Source organism: Janthinobacterium sp. JF4 (assembly GCF_059617925.1).
Genome location: NZ_JCAQAV010000065.1, coordinates 1 through 12,559, shown reverse-complemented (window position 1 = coordinate 12,559; position 12,559 = coordinate 1). Strand labels below are relative to the sequence as shown.

The 12,559-nt window shown below is 55.7% G+C and carries 14 protein-coding genes and 1 tRNA gene; 3 read left to right on the top strand and 12 right to left on the bottom strand.

Features of this window, described 5'->3' with window-relative positions; all coding sequences use genetic code 11:
* Positions 1 to 130: 130 nt before the first annotated feature.
* From rfbD to AC54AF_RS25970, 8 genes are all read right to left on the bottom strand, one after another.
* The gene (rfbD, locus tag AC54AF_RS26005) at positions 131 to 1,003 is read right to left on the bottom strand and encodes a dTDP-4-dehydrorhamnose reductase (protein ID WP_496638877.1); all 873 of its coding nucleotides are present in this window, start codon (positions 1,001 to 1,003) and stop codon (positions 131 to 133) included.
* Between the two features lie 39 nt (positions 1,004 to 1,042).
* On the bottom strand, positions 1,043 to 1,588 hold the full coding sequence (gene rfbC / locus AC54AF_RS26000) for a dTDP-4-dehydrorhamnose 3,5-epimerase (protein ID WP_496638876.1): 546 nt from the start codon (positions 1,586 to 1,588) through the stop codon (positions 1,043 to 1,045).
* 44 nt (positions 1,589 to 1,632) lie between these two features.
* Positions 1,633 to 2,526 (bottom strand): glucose-1-phosphate thymidylyltransferase RfbA, encoded by an 894-nt coding sequence (gene rfbA / locus AC54AF_RS25995; RefSeq protein ID WP_496638875.1) that lies wholly within the window; start codon positions 2,524 to 2,526, stop codon positions 1,633 to 1,635.
* Positions 2,526 to 3,605, bottom strand: coding sequence for a dTDP-glucose 4,6-dehydratase (rfbB, locus tag AC54AF_RS25990; RefSeq protein WP_496638874.1), 1,080 nt, complete (start codon positions 3,603 to 3,605; stop codon positions 2,526 to 2,528). Before rfbB ends, rfbA begins: the two co-directional genes overlap by 1 nt.
* Positions 3,606 to 3,659: 54 nt before the next feature.
* The gene (gene wbaP, locus AC54AF_RS25985; protein WP_496638873.1) at positions 3,660 to 5,123 is read right to left on the bottom strand and encodes an undecaprenyl-phosphate galactose phosphotransferase WbaP; all 1,464 of its coding nucleotides are present in this window, start codon (positions 5,121 to 5,123) and stop codon (positions 3,660 to 3,662) included.
* A 77-nt stretch (positions 5,124 to 5,200) separates the two neighbouring features.
* Entirely contained in the window at positions 5,201 to 6,619 is a 1,419-nt protein-coding gene (locus AC54AF_RS25980) for a mannose-1-phosphate guanylyltransferase/mannose-6-phosphate isomerase (RefSeq protein WP_496638872.1), read from the bottom strand.
* A 247-nt stretch (positions 6,620 to 6,866) separates the two neighbouring features.
* Positions 6,867 to 7,223 (bottom strand): diacylglycerol kinase, encoded by a 357-nt coding sequence (locus AC54AF_RS25975; protein ID WP_131685733.1) that lies wholly within the window; start codon positions 7,221 to 7,223, stop codon positions 6,867 to 6,869.
* Between the two features lie 301 nt (positions 7,224 to 7,524).
* On the bottom strand, positions 7,525 to 7,785 hold the full coding sequence (locus AC54AF_RS25970; RefSeq protein WP_151097319.1) for a hypothetical protein: 261 nt from the start codon (positions 7,783 to 7,785) through the stop codon (positions 7,525 to 7,527).
* Positions 7,786 to 8,084: 299 nt separating this feature from the next.
* On the opposite strand from AC54AF_RS25970, the gene AC54AF_RS25965 reads away from it, so the two are divergent.
* The 3 genes from AC54AF_RS25965 to AC54AF_RS25955 all read left to right on the top strand — a co-directional run bounded on the left by AC54AF_RS25965 (position 8,085) and on the right by AC54AF_RS25955 (position 10,253).
* Positions 8,085 to 8,158, top strand: a tRNA-Gly gene (locus AC54AF_RS25965).
* A 203-nt stretch (positions 8,159 to 8,361) separates the two neighbouring features.
* On the top strand, positions 8,362 to 9,582 hold the full coding sequence (locus AC54AF_RS25960; protein ID WP_230520424.1) for a DNA cytosine methyltransferase: 1,221 nt from the start codon (positions 8,362 to 8,364) through the stop codon (positions 9,580 to 9,582).
* Positions 9,579 to 10,253 carry an Eco29kI family restriction endonuclease gene (locus tag AC54AF_RS25955; protein ID WP_496638871.1) on the top strand — a complete coding sequence of 225 codons (675 nt, stop codon included), beginning with the start codon at positions 9,579 to 9,581 and terminating at the stop codon, positions 10,251 to 10,253. Before AC54AF_RS25960 ends, AC54AF_RS25955 begins: the two co-directional genes overlap by 4 nt.
* 57 nt (positions 10,254 to 10,310) lie before the next feature.
* Here AC54AF_RS25955 and AC54AF_RS25950 read toward each other — a convergent pair whose 3' ends face one another.
* From AC54AF_RS25950 to AC54AF_RS25935, 4 genes are read right to left on the bottom strand one after another with little or no spacing between them, the layout of a single operon-like run.
* Positions 10,311 to 11,300: a tyrosine-type recombinase/integrase gene (locus AC54AF_RS25950; protein WP_496638870.1), complete on the bottom strand. Its 990-nt coding sequence runs from the start codon at positions 11,298 to 11,300 to the stop codon at positions 10,311 to 10,313.
* A 19-nt stretch (positions 11,301 to 11,319) separates the two neighbouring features.
* Positions 11,320 to 11,544, bottom strand: coding sequence for a DUF4224 domain-containing protein (locus AC54AF_RS25945; protein WP_496638869.1), 225 nt, complete (start codon positions 11,542 to 11,544; stop codon positions 11,320 to 11,322).
* 10 nt (positions 11,545 to 11,554) lie between these two features.
* Positions 11,555 to 12,169 carry a hypothetical protein gene (locus AC54AF_RS25940; protein ID WP_496638868.1) on the bottom strand — a complete coding sequence of 205 codons (615 nt, stop codon included), beginning with the start codon at positions 12,167 to 12,169 and terminating at the stop codon, positions 11,555 to 11,557.
* Positions 12,166 to 12,405, bottom strand: coding sequence for a hypothetical protein (locus tag AC54AF_RS25935; protein ID WP_496638867.1), 240 nt, complete (start codon positions 12,403 to 12,405; stop codon positions 12,166 to 12,168). Before AC54AF_RS25935 ends, AC54AF_RS25940 begins: the two co-directional genes overlap by 4 nt.
* Positions 12,406 to 12,559 lie beyond the last annotated feature (154 nt).

Genomic DNA, 12,559 nt, shown 5'->3' with positions numbered 1-12,559 from the left:
GGCCCGGAACAGGGCCATGCTGCGACGAGGAATATGATCGCACGAAACTAAACAATTAGGAGCCTGACTTTGCATATGCAGGGTTGGGCCTTTATATTTAAAGCGACAGAAGTGTCAAGTTTTTGAATTTCTAATCCTGGCATAAATTAAGTGCAGTTTTCCAATCCGGCAGCTCACAAAAGGTGTCAATCAGGCGACGCGACGATAACATTGAATTAACTGGACGTCTTGCCGGCACTGGGTAGTTAACAGCTAATATCGGTTTGAGTCGTGTTTTTTTCACGACAGATGGATGCGCCATGATTGCCTCAGTAAAGCCAAACCAGCTGGTATGGCCTTGTGCCGTTAAATGGTACAGCCCGGAACGCTCGTCCCACCACGTCGCCTGGTCAGTTGCCGCCAGACTTTGCGTTACGATATGCGCCGTGGTATCGGCAATGGTACGGCTCCAGGTTGGTGCGCCGAACTGATCGGATACGATACTCAGTTCTTCGCGCTCCTTTGCCAGGCGCAGCATGGTCAGCAGAAAGTTCTTACCGTGCGTGCTGTAGACCCAGCTGGTGCGCAAGATCAGGTATGGGATGCCGGTGGCTTGGATTGCCTGTTCGCCGGCCAGCTTGCTGCTGCCGTAGACATTGATCGGGCAGGTCGGATCGGTTTCGACGTAGGGACTATTTTTCGAGCCGTCGAACACATAGTCGGTGCTGTAATGGATCATCGCGGCGCCCAGCTTTTTGGCTTCTTCCGCCATCACACCTGGTGCTTCGCCATTGATGCGCAGCGCCAGTTCAGGCTCGCTCTCGGCCTTGTCGACAGCGGTGTAGGCGGCTGGATTAACGATCAGCGTCGGCTTGATGCGGCGGATCACGTCACGTACCTGGTCCAGATCGGCCAGATTCATCTGGCTGCGGTCTAGCGCGATGATTTCTCCCAGACCTTGCAGGCTGCGTTCCAGTTCGTAGCCGACCTGACCGGTTTTTCCTGTAATTAAGATACGGCTCATATTATTTCCATCAAGGGTGGCGCGGCGGTGTTGCAGTACTCAGGCGAAGACGTCGGCATTGGCTAGCAATATCCCAACTTTGTCTTTGCCAGACAGTAACGGTTCGCCGTCCAGCGGCCAGTCGATACCGATCGCGGGGTCATTCCACAGGATGCTGCGCTCGAATTCCGGCGCCCAATAGTCGGTGGTCTTGTACAGGAACTCTGCGCTGTCGCTGGTCACCACGAAGCCGTGGGCGAAACCTTCAGGTATCCATAACTGGCGTTTGTTGGCGGCCGACAGGACTACGCCAACCCAGTGGCCGAAGGTTGGCGAGCTTTTGCGTAGGTCGACGGCAACGTCGAAGACTTCACCGGCCGTCACACGCACCAGCTTGCCTTGCGGCTGCTGGATCTGATAGTGCAGGCCGCGCAACACGCCCTTGGCGGACTTGGAGTGGTTATCCTGCACGAAGTCGCGCGTGACGCCGGTCAGTTCGGCAAAGCGCTTCTGGTTAAAACTCTCATAGAAAAAGCCGCGATCATCACCGAATACGGTAGGTTCGAGTATCAACACGTCAGGTATGGCTGTGGTCTGGATTTGCATGGTGTATCGGTATCGTTTGAACTCAGTGGAAAGCGCGGCGCGTCTCAGAATATCTTGTCGTCTAGTAAACGCAACAGGTATTGACCATACGCGTTTTTCTTCAAGGGCTGGGCCAGTTGCTCTAGTTTGGCGGCATTGATATAGCCTTTACGATAGGCGATTTCCTCCGGACAGGCAACTTTCAAGCCCTGACGATTCTCGATGGTGGCGATGAATTGGCCTGCTTCGAGCAAGGACTCATGCGTGCCAGTATCGAGCCAAGCCATGCCGCGGCCCATCAGTTCGACGTTCAACTGTCCCCGCTCCAGATAAGTACGGTTGACATCCGTGATTTCCAGTTCGCCACGTGGGGACGGGGTGATGCCTGCGGCAATATCGCACACCTGGCTGTCGTAGAAATACAGGCCGGTGACGGCGTAGTTCGATTTGGGCTTGAGCGGCTTTTCTTCGATGCTGACGGCGCGGCGCTGCGCATCGAAATCGACCACGCCATAGCGTTCCGGATCGTGCACATGGTAAGCGAACACGGTCGAGCCGCTGGTGCGTGCTGATGCTTCCCGCAATTGTGATTCGAAATCGTGGCCATAGTAGATGTTGTCACCCAGAATCAGCGCCGATGGTGCATCGCCGACAAACTCTTTGCCGATGATGAACGCCTGTGCCAGGCCATCCGGGCTGGGTTGCACGGCATAGGTCAGGCTGATGCCCCACTGGCTGCCGTCGCCGAGCAACTCCTGGAAACGCGGCGTATCTTGCGGCGTTGAAATAATCAGGATCTCGCGTATGCCGGCCAGCATCAGGGTAGTCAGCGGATAGTAGATCATCGGCTTGTCATATACCGGGAGCAGTTGCTTCGATACGGCCATGGTGACCGGGTACAGGCGCGTGCCGGAACCGCCAGCGAGGATGATGCCCTTGCGTTCGATGGTTGTTGCCATTATTGCTGCTCCTGGGCCGTGTCGCGTGCCGCGTAGTTTTTCTCCACCCACTTCAGGTAGTCGCCCGACTGGACATCGCGTACCCAAGCCTGGTTGTCCAGGTACCATTGAACGGTCTTGAGGATGCCGGTGGCGAAGGTTTCGGCCGGCTTCCAGCCCAGTTCGCGCTCGATCTTGCGTGCATCGATGGCGTAGCGGCGGTCGTGGCCTGGACGATCCTGTACATAGGTGATTTGTTCGCGATAGCTGCCGGATGCCTTGGGGTCGAGCGTGTCGAGGATGTCGCACAAGGTATGCACGACTTCCAGGTTGGCCATTTCATTCCAGCCGCCAACGTTGTAGACCTCGCCCAGACGTCCCGCTTCCAGCACGCGGCGAATCGCCGAGCAATGGTCGCCAACGTACAGCCAGTCGCGCACTTGCATGCCATCGCCATAGACAGGCAAGGCTTTGCCGGCACGGGCATTGCTGATAATTAGGGGAATCAGTTTTTCCGGGAAATGGAAGGAGCCATAGTTGTTCGAGCAGTTGGTGGTGAGCACCGGCATGCCGTAGGTATGGAAGTAGGCGCGTACCAGATGATCGGACGCCGCTTTCGATGCAGAATACGGGCTGTTGGGCGCATATGGCGTCGTTTCCGTGAATGGCGGGTCATTCGGTCCCAGGGTGCCATACACTTCGTCGGTCGAGACGTGCAGGAAGCGGAAGCTGTCCTTGGCTGCGTCCGTCAGGCCGGACCAGTAAGCGCGTGCGGCTTCGAGCAGACTGAAGGTGCCGTTGACGTTGGTCGAAATGAATTCGCCGGGGCTATGGATCGAACGATCAACATGGCTTTCTGCGGCAAAATGCACGATGGCGCGCGGCTGGTGTTCTGCCAGCAGGCGGGAGATGTGGGCGGTGTCGCAAATATCGCCGCGTACGAAGATATGCCGCGGGTCGTGCTCCAGGCTGGCCAGATTGCTGAGATTGCCAGCGTAGGTCAGTTTGTCAAAGTTGATCACGGGCTCATCGTTGAGCGCCAGCCAGTCGCGTACAAAATTGGAACCGATGAAGCCGGCGCCGCCAGTCACTAAAATCATGCTCTTATCCTTTTCTTGCCTTGTAAATTACTAAATTTTATACCGTCTTTTTTATTAATACGCGCCATCTTTCTTGAAAATGACTTTGACCGTTTTCAGCAGAATCACGATGTCGTTGAACAGAGACCAGTTTTTGACATACCAGGCATCGAGATAAACGCGCGTATCATAGCTGACGTCGTTCCTGCCGCTGACTTGCCATAGGCCCGTGACACCGGGTTTCGCTTCCAGGTAATAGTCTACCTGGGGGCCATAACGTTCCAGTTCCGCATCGACAACCGGGCGCGGCCCGACCAGGCTCATTTCGCCTTTCAGCACGTTCCATAGCTGCGGCAATTCATCGAGGCTGGTCCGGCGCAGGAAGTGGCCGATCGAGGTGATGCGAGGGTCGTCCTTCAGTTTGAAATCACGGTCCCATTCGGCACGGGCTTCAGGATCGCGCTCCAGCAACTCCTTGAGCAAGACGTCCGCGTTCACGGCCATGGTGCGGAATTTGTAGCAGAGAAAATGCTTGCCATTTTGGCCCACGCGTTTGTGGCCGTAGAAGATGGGACGGCCCGATGCCATGACCTTGGCCGCGATCCACAGCAAGATGGGAGCGCCGACGATCAGCACGCAGACCGAGGCCGCCAGATCAAAGCAGCGCTTGATCAGTTGCAAGCCAGGTCGCGCCAGGTTGTTGCGCATGGTCAGCAGCAGCACTTCGTGTGCAAAAAAATGGTTGACCTCCATACCGTACAGGGGCAGCCCGCGTACGGCCGGTACCACTTGCATATTGGCAACGCAACGGCTGACCTGCTGGATCATGCCCTGATAGGCGTCGATGCCGCCTTGCTCCAAGGCGACAACCGTATGCGGGTCGCCCAGCAGCTTGAGCGTTTGTTCCGGGTTCTCGCCCAGTTGAATGCAGGGCACAGCTTGCTTGCTGCGGTTCACGTAGTGCTGTTCCAGGCGATCTTGGCCTTCGGGGATCAGGAACGCAATCAGGCGATAGCCCATCAAGGCTTCTTCATCGAAGGCGCGCGCAGTTTGCAGGGCATTGTCACCCCATCCGATGATGACCATGGCGCGTATCCAGCCGCCTGCCTTCATCAGCAGGTATTTGACCAGGCCACGCAGCAGCAAGACACAGCACGGCACCAGCAGCCAGGTGGCCAATAGTGCCTCGCGCGAAGAGTCGCGTTTGCCCAAGAAGACCAGGGCCGCGTCGATCAGGCCCATGACCATGGCGACCTTCAGGAGTTCCTTGATTTCATTCGAGTACGGACGGCGCTTGGCATGATGGCCCTTCAGTTTGAAGATCGCCAGGGTCACCAGGGATAGCAGGCTGTAACTAAGCAGGCGCGAGCTATCCAGCCCGAAGCTGTTCAAGTCGCTGGCATCAAGCGTCCATGTGCCAGCGAGCCAGAATGCCATGAACATGGCAAGTGCATCGGCAAAGGTGAGAAAATATTTCTCTGCCCTGCTGCTGCAATACCATTTCACTTCTTGTACAAAGATGCCTTCGATTGGTTTCATGATGACTTGCTAAACCTTATAAACTTCAGTGTGAATTCTTGCGGTGCCCCATGCATGGTGATGACGTATCTGCTCGGTCAAATGCGGCCGTAGCGGTCTTCAAAGCGGACAATATCGTCTTCTCCAAGGTAGCTACCCGATTGAATTTCAATCAATTCCAGCGGTAGCTTACCCGGGTTGGCCAGGGAATGGACGACGCCGAGGGGGATGTAGGTGGACTGGTTCTCTGTCAGCAAATATTCCTTGTCGCCATTGGTGATCTGGGCCGTTCCGGAGACCACGATCCAGTGTTCGGCGCGGTGATGATGCATTTGCAATGACAGCTTGGCACCCGGCTTGACAGTGATCCGCTTGACCTGGAAGCGCTCGCCATTGCCGATGGAATCGTACGATCCCCATGGACGGAACACTTCACGGTGCATGGTGGCCTCGGGACGCTCCCGGGTGACCAACTGCGCGACCAGGGTCTTGGTATGTTGCGCCTGATCCGCATCCATGACCAGCACGGCATCAGCCGTTTCCACGATGACGGTATTGCGCATGCCGATGGCGGTGACCAGGCGGCTAGTGCTGTGCACCAGGCAATCATTGCAATCCTGGATCAGCACATCGCCGTTGGCGCTATTGTTGCTGGCATCCTTTTCCGCCACGTCGAGTACGGCTTTCCAGGAGCCGATATCATTCCAGCCGGCATCGAGGGCGATGGTAGAGGCATGGCCGGTGCGCTCCATGACGGCGTAGTCGACGGCGATGTCGGGACTGGCGGCATAGGCATCCTTGTCCAGGCGAATGAAGTCGAGATCGCTCTTCGCGGCAGCGATGGCAGCGCGGCACGCAGCCAGGACGGCAGGTTGGAACTGTGCCAGCTCTTCCAGATAGCGGCTGGCGCGGAACAGGAACATGCCGCTGTTCCAGAAGTAATCGCCGCTGGCGATATATTGTTCGGCAAGCGCCAGGGCCGGTTTTTCCACGAATTCAAGGACGCGCTGGACTTGCCCGCTTGCGGCGCTCTCGGCGCGAATATAGCCGTATCCTGTTTCTGGTCCCGTTGGCGTGATGCCGAACGTCAGCAAATGACCGGCCTCTGCAGCAGTACGCGCCAGCGCGATGGCACGATGGAAAGCCGGGGTATCCAGAATGACGTGGTCCGATGGCAGCACCAGCAGGAGCGGATCTTCGCCATTCTCCATCGCATGCAAGGCGGCTGAGGCGATCGCCGGGGCCGTATTGCGGCGCATGGGTTCAAGCAGCATGCGACTATGTTCCAGGCCGATCTCACGCACTTGCTCCGCGACAATGAAACGCGAGGATTCGTTGCATACCAGCAGTGCTGGCGACACGGCGTCGATGCCTGCCAGGCGCTGCAAGGTTTGTTGCAGCATGCTGCCCTGAGTCGACAGGCGCAGGAACTGCTTTGGGAACGCCTCGCGCGACAGTGGCCATAAACGTGTGCCGGAACCACCACAAAGAATCACCGGTAAGAGGGGAATTGTCATTTATGTTTTAATTTAGATTTAATATTGGATAGAGCTGAGTAATTCGTTATTCGGTATGCATTACAACCCGTCCGGCTTGCTGCGCTCGTATGCGGCGGCGTATGCACTGGAAAAGATCAATATTGCCAATAGGGGCAATGCTTTAATAAATTGCAGGAATCTTTGTATTTTCTCCCGACCCTATGGAATCGGAGAGGCAGGTACTTTGGCGCGTCCCGTATTGTAGTTTGCTATCCCAGTATTCCTATCAGCACGCAACGTTTTCAAGCAAAAAAGCAACAAACACGCAGATGGCTGTCAAACTGAGGAGCAACACTGCTCCTGCTGCGCAGTCCTTGGCAATCTTGATGCTGGGATGTAGGGATGGGTGGAGGTGATCGATCAGGTGTTCCAGCGCGGTGTTGAACAATTCCGCAGCCAGAACCATACCGCAATTGAGCAATAGCAAGGCCCACCATAGCAGGGGAGGTTGGGACCAGCAGAGTACGATGATCACCATCAGGGCGGCCAGACACTGCAGGCGGAAGCTCGATTCCATGCGGAACGCAGCGTTTATGCCTTGCAGGGCAAATCCCATGCGCTTGAAGACGGATTGATTCTTCATGGCAGCTGAAGCGAAGGCACGGGATATTTTATTGACATGAAGGCGGATCTCTTAATGAATAGATGAGGATCGCAGGCATGGCCATACGATATGACATCATTCGTCCACAGCAGAAAGACTGGTGCCAATCTTTTTGATGTTTGATAAAAAGTAAAAAAAGCCCGTTTTCAAATGAAAAGGGCTTTTGTTGCAATGTTGACATATTTGAGTATGTCAACTATTGCGGTACCAGGCCTTCACCTTTCGGCTCGACATCAAGCTGCAGGATGGACCTACCTGTCGCTGCCTGAGCAGCCAGGTATTAATGGTGGGTTGGGGTCGTGTGCGCGGTGGTCGAATCCGAGCTTGCTGCGCCAGCCACAACGGCAACTGCTGCGCCGATGGCGATCAGTGCGCTCGTGCTCAGGCCGGCAATAGTGCCGCCGGCGGCAGCGCCGGTAGCGCCAGCTGCTGGTGCCGCTGCTGGTGGAACAGGTGCGCCACCAACTGGTGCCGTCGTTTGAGCCATGGCTTGTGCGGAAGCGAAGCACAGGATTGCCGAAGCGATCAGAATTTTCTTCATGGGATATCCTTTTAGGTTGAACAGCGGGAATGCTAAACTGTCACGCGATTGTAGCAACATTTCTCTTACTAGTCTGCGCCACACCGTTCGCGACGACAATAATTTCTTTTATTTTAGCCATATACCCGGTCATTTACCGTGCCAGGCTGGCCGCGATGTTGTTCTCTATCAACAAAAACACTGACGTGCCGATGCGGATGGATTATTTTCTTATTAGTTGCTGCAAGAATTCCTGATGAATTCGAAAGCGCCGCACAAGTTTGCCAAGTCCTCGCCATCCCGCGTAAAATGCAGGCTTCGCGGGTGTAGCTCAATGGTAGAGCAGAAGCTTCCCAAGCTTACGACGAGGGTTCGATTCCCTTCACCCGCTCCAATGAAAAACGGCGAAAAACCTGTTTTCGTCGCTCCACAAAGCCGCCGCTGCTCCACAAAACCGTGTTAAATGTACTAGCACACCTAACCTGGCACCTACTGCCGGATAAGGTAGAGTTCTGCTGAGGGCTAGTGAGCTGGGGGCGCGAGACAAAGATCCCTGGCTTTGCGAATTAGAATTTTTTTGGAATCGGAGAGCGGTAAATGAAGGCTGTGGAGCTTTTTGCAGGCGCTGGCGGACTTGCCATGGGCGTCAGTCTAGCGGGCTTTAAGCCACTTGCAGTGGTTGAATGGGATAAGTGGGCTTGTGATACGGTGCGTGACAACCAAGCGAGTGGATATCCGCTTATCGCTGATTGGCCATTGCACGAAGGAGACGTGCGTCACTTCGACTGGTCTGGCATTAGCGAGTCGGTTGATCTGGTCGCAGGCGGCCCTCCTTGCCAGCCATTTTCTATGGGGGGCAAGCACAAAGCCCATGATGATAGTCGCGACATGTTTCCGGCAACGGTCGATATTATTCGTCGCCTTCGTCCGAAGGCGTTCATTGTTGAGAATGTCAAGGGGCTGACGCGCTCGACCTTTGCAAACTACTATCAATATATTCTTCTTCAGCTAGAATTTCCGGAGCTTCCTTCACGGAAGAACGAAGAATGGTTCGATCATTTTCTTAGACTGCAAGCGCAGCGTTCAAGTGGCGGCCAACGCGGAAAAAAGCTGACCTACAACGTCACTGCAACGTTGGTGAACGCTGCGAACTACGGTATCCCGCAGAAGCGTGAACGGGTCTTTATCATAGGCTTTCGGTCTGACCTGAACATTGAATGGAGCTTCCCACGGCCGACTCATAGCTATGACCGGCTGTTGCATGATCAATGGGTTACGGGGGATTACTGGAAGCGGCATGATGTTCCTGCCGCTAAGCGTCCTACGATGCCGGCAGCGTTAGCTGCACGGGTGAAGAAACTTGCGGCCAAAAATGACCTACCAGCCTCGCTCCCTTGGCGAACAGTGAGAGATGCCATTGTCGGTTTGCCTGACCCACAGACGGCAGCAGGTAAGAAGATTGCGAATCACAAATTTCAGCCAGGTGCAAAAGTGTACCCTGGCCATACTGGTAGCCCGTTGGATTTGCCTGCGAAGACCCTCAAGGCAGGAGACCATGGCGTTCCTGGTGGTGAAAATATGTTAGTCAATCTTGATGGAAGCGTACGTTATTTCACCATCCGTGAATCGGCTCGAATCCAAACGTTTCCCGATGGCTTTCATTTTCACGGTTCTTGGTCCGAGACGATGCGCCAATTAGGCAATGCTGTGCCAGTGGCTCTTGGTCACGTTGTTGCCCGTAGTGTCGCAGAAAAATTGATTCGTAATGAAATGAAGCACTTGGCAGAGCAAATGGTACAGATGAAGGGCGTGGCATGAGTAAGGGCAACATCATTCCTTTTAATCCCCTCGACAAAAAAAATCTCGGCGCTAGTGTCGCTGAGGCAATGCTAGAACAGCAAGCTCTTCCTTTAGCAAAACTGACATCTTTTGTTGGCGTGGGTATCTACGCAATTTATTACATGGGAGACTTTCCCGCGTATGCGGCTTTAGCTGCACGCAACCGTGATGGAGTGTACACAGCACCTATTTATGTTGGTAAGGCTGTACCGGCTGGGGCGAGGAAGGGCGGAGGAGTCGGCGAGATCGGAAGCACCGCGCTTTATAAACGCTTACGTGAACATGCCGAGAGTATCGGTGCTGCGAGCAACCTTCGTATAGAAGACTTTTTTTGTCGCTTCTTAGTTGTTGATGATATTTGGATTCCACTGGGTGAGTCTCTATTGATTGCGAAGTTTACTCCCGTGTGGAATGTACTCGTGGACGGTTTTGGCAACCATAATCCTGGTAGTGGTAGGCACAAAGGGCTATGTCCCAAATGGGATGTGTTACATCCTGGTCGTGCCTGGGCTCCGTTATTGCAGTGTCGGAAGGAGACTCCGGAGCAAATTAGCGGGGAGATTGAGGACTATTTCCGCTCGATCGCTTTCCCTGCGAGCCACCATATACTAGCCCCATCGCAACAGCCAACTAACACATCCCTGTTTTAAGTTCTAGCTTGACCATCGAGTGTCCTTGCCCAAGGACACTCGTTTACTGTATTAATCCTATTTCGTTGGTGCCACAATTTTTCCCCTTCGAAGGTAATGGCGTTGTGTCGTCTTCACGCTATCATGTCCCAAAAGATCGCTGGCTGCTTGGTCGCCACGATCATCCGAAGTATCATCGGCCGCCTTCGCGCGCAGGTCGTAAAACCAAAATGCCATGATGTCCTGAGCCAGCTCGGGCATATGTTTGGCCGCTCGCTTTTTTGCCGTATCAAAGTGCGTGCGAAGCGCTGGCGCGGTCAGGCGTTTGCCGTGAGTATTGGTCAGTAGTGCGCCCGTCACGATTTTGTGCGTTGCCTTGCGCGCCCGGATGCGGTCCATCAGCTTGGCCAGCTCACCGGTGATAGTGATCCGTAGCGGCTGCTTGGTTTTTTCTTGTGTAATGATCAGGTGCCCGTCGATTATGTCCTGTTCAGTCATGCGCAGCGCATCAGCCGGACGCTGGCCAGTCAAGTATGCCAAGTCCATCGCATCCCGTAGCGGCGCGCTGCCGTGCATGCGTACAGCGGAGAACACGGCATCCGTAATGTAGACGGTTCGCTTCGCCAGTGAATGTCCCTGGATACCCTCGCAGGGGTTCGGCAGGTCCGTGTAGCCCCAGCCCCGCGCATGATTCCACATGGTAGAAAATACCCGTTTGCAGCGGTTGGCGGTGGTCGGCTTGTCGGCGTGGTCGTCAAGGAACTGTCGAATGTGCATTGGCTTGATCTGGTCCAGTGGCGCGCCGGAAAAGGCTGCAAGCAGGTGCTTGATGTCTGACCGGTACATGCGCGCAGAACTGGCGGCGAGTTTTGGGACCGCCTCGACCAAGTAGCGTGTTTCCACATCGGAGAACGTCGCGTTGGCAATATGCTCTACCACGATGTTCAGCTCAGCATATTTTTTTAGAGCCAGGATGAAGTCTGGCCCAAGAGGAATTTCCTTGCGTGGCTTATCTTTCGTGTACATGTAGTAATACACTCTGCCGCTGCGCTGGGTGCGCGGGTGCATGTTTGGCGGCATGTTCAAGTTACGCGTGTTTCGTCGGCCCATTTTTATTAATCCTTGGCATTACCCATGTTTTTTCCCTTGGCGCTTCCTTGCGCCCCTCTACTGCAGCAACCGTAACAACCGGCCGCCCGATGGCATTGACCCAAAAGGGGAGGCCCATCTTCCGCAGCGCCTCAATTTGTTTCGTTTTCATCTTTCGGCCGGTCAAGGCGCAGATTTCGTCGAGTGAGAGAAAAGTTCTCATATGGATATCCTCATGCATGCACAGCGCAGCGTTGAGCCAGGGCCACCAGCCAATGCGCCAGCTCGGCCGGCGTGTGTTCGCGTTCTGCCTTGCCGCATTCCGGCCGCCAGCCTGGATCACCTTTCCGGCGCCGCTCGCCGGCGCGGTTGCGGCCAGCCGCAGCGATCACATGCGAGGCGTCGCCCAAGACGATAGGCATGGCCGGTATTTGAGCCGGCGCGCAACCTACGATGTACAGCAAGGTGGCCTTTTCGGCGCGGTGGCCAAACGAGCTTTGGAAAATGGGCAGCGTCCAGCCACCAAATTTGTCCCGCTCGCCGATCGCTGGCAAGCCGCAGTGTGGCCAGAGGGTCGAGCGCTTCGGGTGCTCGAGCACGCCGCCGAACTTGCGAACCTGGGCGACGGCCCACACCGCGAGTTCCTTTTCGTCCGGGCGCGGCTTGGCCAGATGGCGCAGCGTGCCCCAGGAGCGGCAAGGCGGATGCGCCACCACCGGCACGCCACCTGGCCAGGTGCGGGCGTCGCGCTCCGCATCCCAGGCGTCAACCGCCGGCATGGTCTTGTAGATCGAATTGGCGCGCACGAACAAGGCCGCCACGGCAGGTATTGAGCGTTCCGCTGTCATGCTGGGTACCCGACAGGAGCGACAGCCTTCTTGATCGCCTCGATGGCGCCCAGCGGCACGGCCCGGAACATGCCCGCCCATTGGTGGTCCAGTTCCACCCAGGCATGCAGCTCGCCATTGCCCACGTCGCGGCGCAGGTCGTTGACGGTGCCGGCCTGGTAGCCTTCATCGGTATCGAAGGTCACGCGGTCGCCCAGGGCGATTTGCCGCAGCGAATTGGTCAGGGTGGTCAGCATTGCGGTGCTCCTTTCAGTTTGGCGGTAACGCCGCACACGCCGAAGCGGTCGATGGCGTCCAGGATCACGTCGCCGCAACAAGCGGCAATCGCGGCATAGTCAAAGCGTTCGGTTTGCGTGCGAACGATCACGGCATAGGTGCTCATGTGCCATT

What these genes read in the sequence shown, in the direction of transcription:
- rfbD (WP_496638877.1), bottom strand. Translation starts at nt 1,003, where the DNA reads ATGAGCCGTATCTTAATTACAGGAAAAACCGGTCAGGTCGGCTACGAA.
- rfbC (WP_496638876.1), bottom strand. Translation starts at nt 1,588, where the DNA reads ATGCAAATCCAGACCACAGCCATACCTGACGTGTTGATACTCGAACCT.
- rfbA (WP_496638875.1), bottom strand. Translation starts at nt 2,526, where the DNA reads ATGGCAACAACCATCGAACGCAAGGGCATCATCCTCGCTGGCGGTTCC.
- rfbB (WP_496638874.1), bottom strand. Translation starts at nt 3,605, where the DNA reads ATGATTTTAGTGACTGGCGGCGCCGGCTTCATCGGTTCCAATTTTGTA.
- wbaP (WP_496638873.1), bottom strand. Translation starts at nt 5,123, where the DNA reads ATGAAACCAATCGAAGGCATCTTTGTACAAGAAGTGAAATGGTATTGC.
- AC54AF_RS25980 (WP_496638872.1), bottom strand. Translation starts at nt 6,619, where the DNA reads ATGACAATTCCCCTCTTACCGGTGATTCTTTGTGGTGGTTCCGGCACA.
- AC54AF_RS25975 (WP_131685733.1), bottom strand. Translation starts at nt 7,223, where the DNA reads ATGAAGAATCAATCCGTCTTCAAGCGCATGGGATTTGCCCTGCAAGGC.
- AC54AF_RS25970 (WP_151097319.1), bottom strand. Translation starts at nt 7,785, where the DNA reads ATGAAGAAAATTCTGATCGCTTCGGCAATCCTGTGCTTCGCTTCCGCA.
- AC54AF_RS25960 (WP_230520424.1), top strand. Translation starts at nt 8,362, where the DNA reads ATGAAGGCTGTGGAGCTTTTTGCAGGCGCTGGCGGACTTGCCATGGGC.
- AC54AF_RS25955 (WP_496638871.1), top strand. Translation starts at nt 9,579, where the DNA reads ATGAGTAAGGGCAACATCATTCCTTTTAATCCCCTCGACAAAAAAAAT.
- AC54AF_RS25950 (WP_496638870.1), bottom strand. Translation starts at nt 11,300, where the DNA reads ATGCACCCGCGCACCCAGCGCAGCGGCAGAGTGTATTACTACATGTAC.
- AC54AF_RS25945 (WP_496638869.1), bottom strand. Translation starts at nt 11,544, where the DNA reads ATGAGAACTTTTCTCTCACTCGACGAAATCTGCGCCTTGACCGGCCGA.
- AC54AF_RS25940 (WP_496638868.1), bottom strand. Translation starts at nt 12,169, where the DNA reads ATGACAGCGGAACGCTCAATACCTGCCGTGGCGGCCTTGTTCGTGCGC.
- AC54AF_RS25935 (WP_496638867.1), bottom strand. Translation starts at nt 12,405, where the DNA reads ATGCTGACCACCCTGACCAATTCGCTGCGGCAAATCGCCCTGGGCGAC.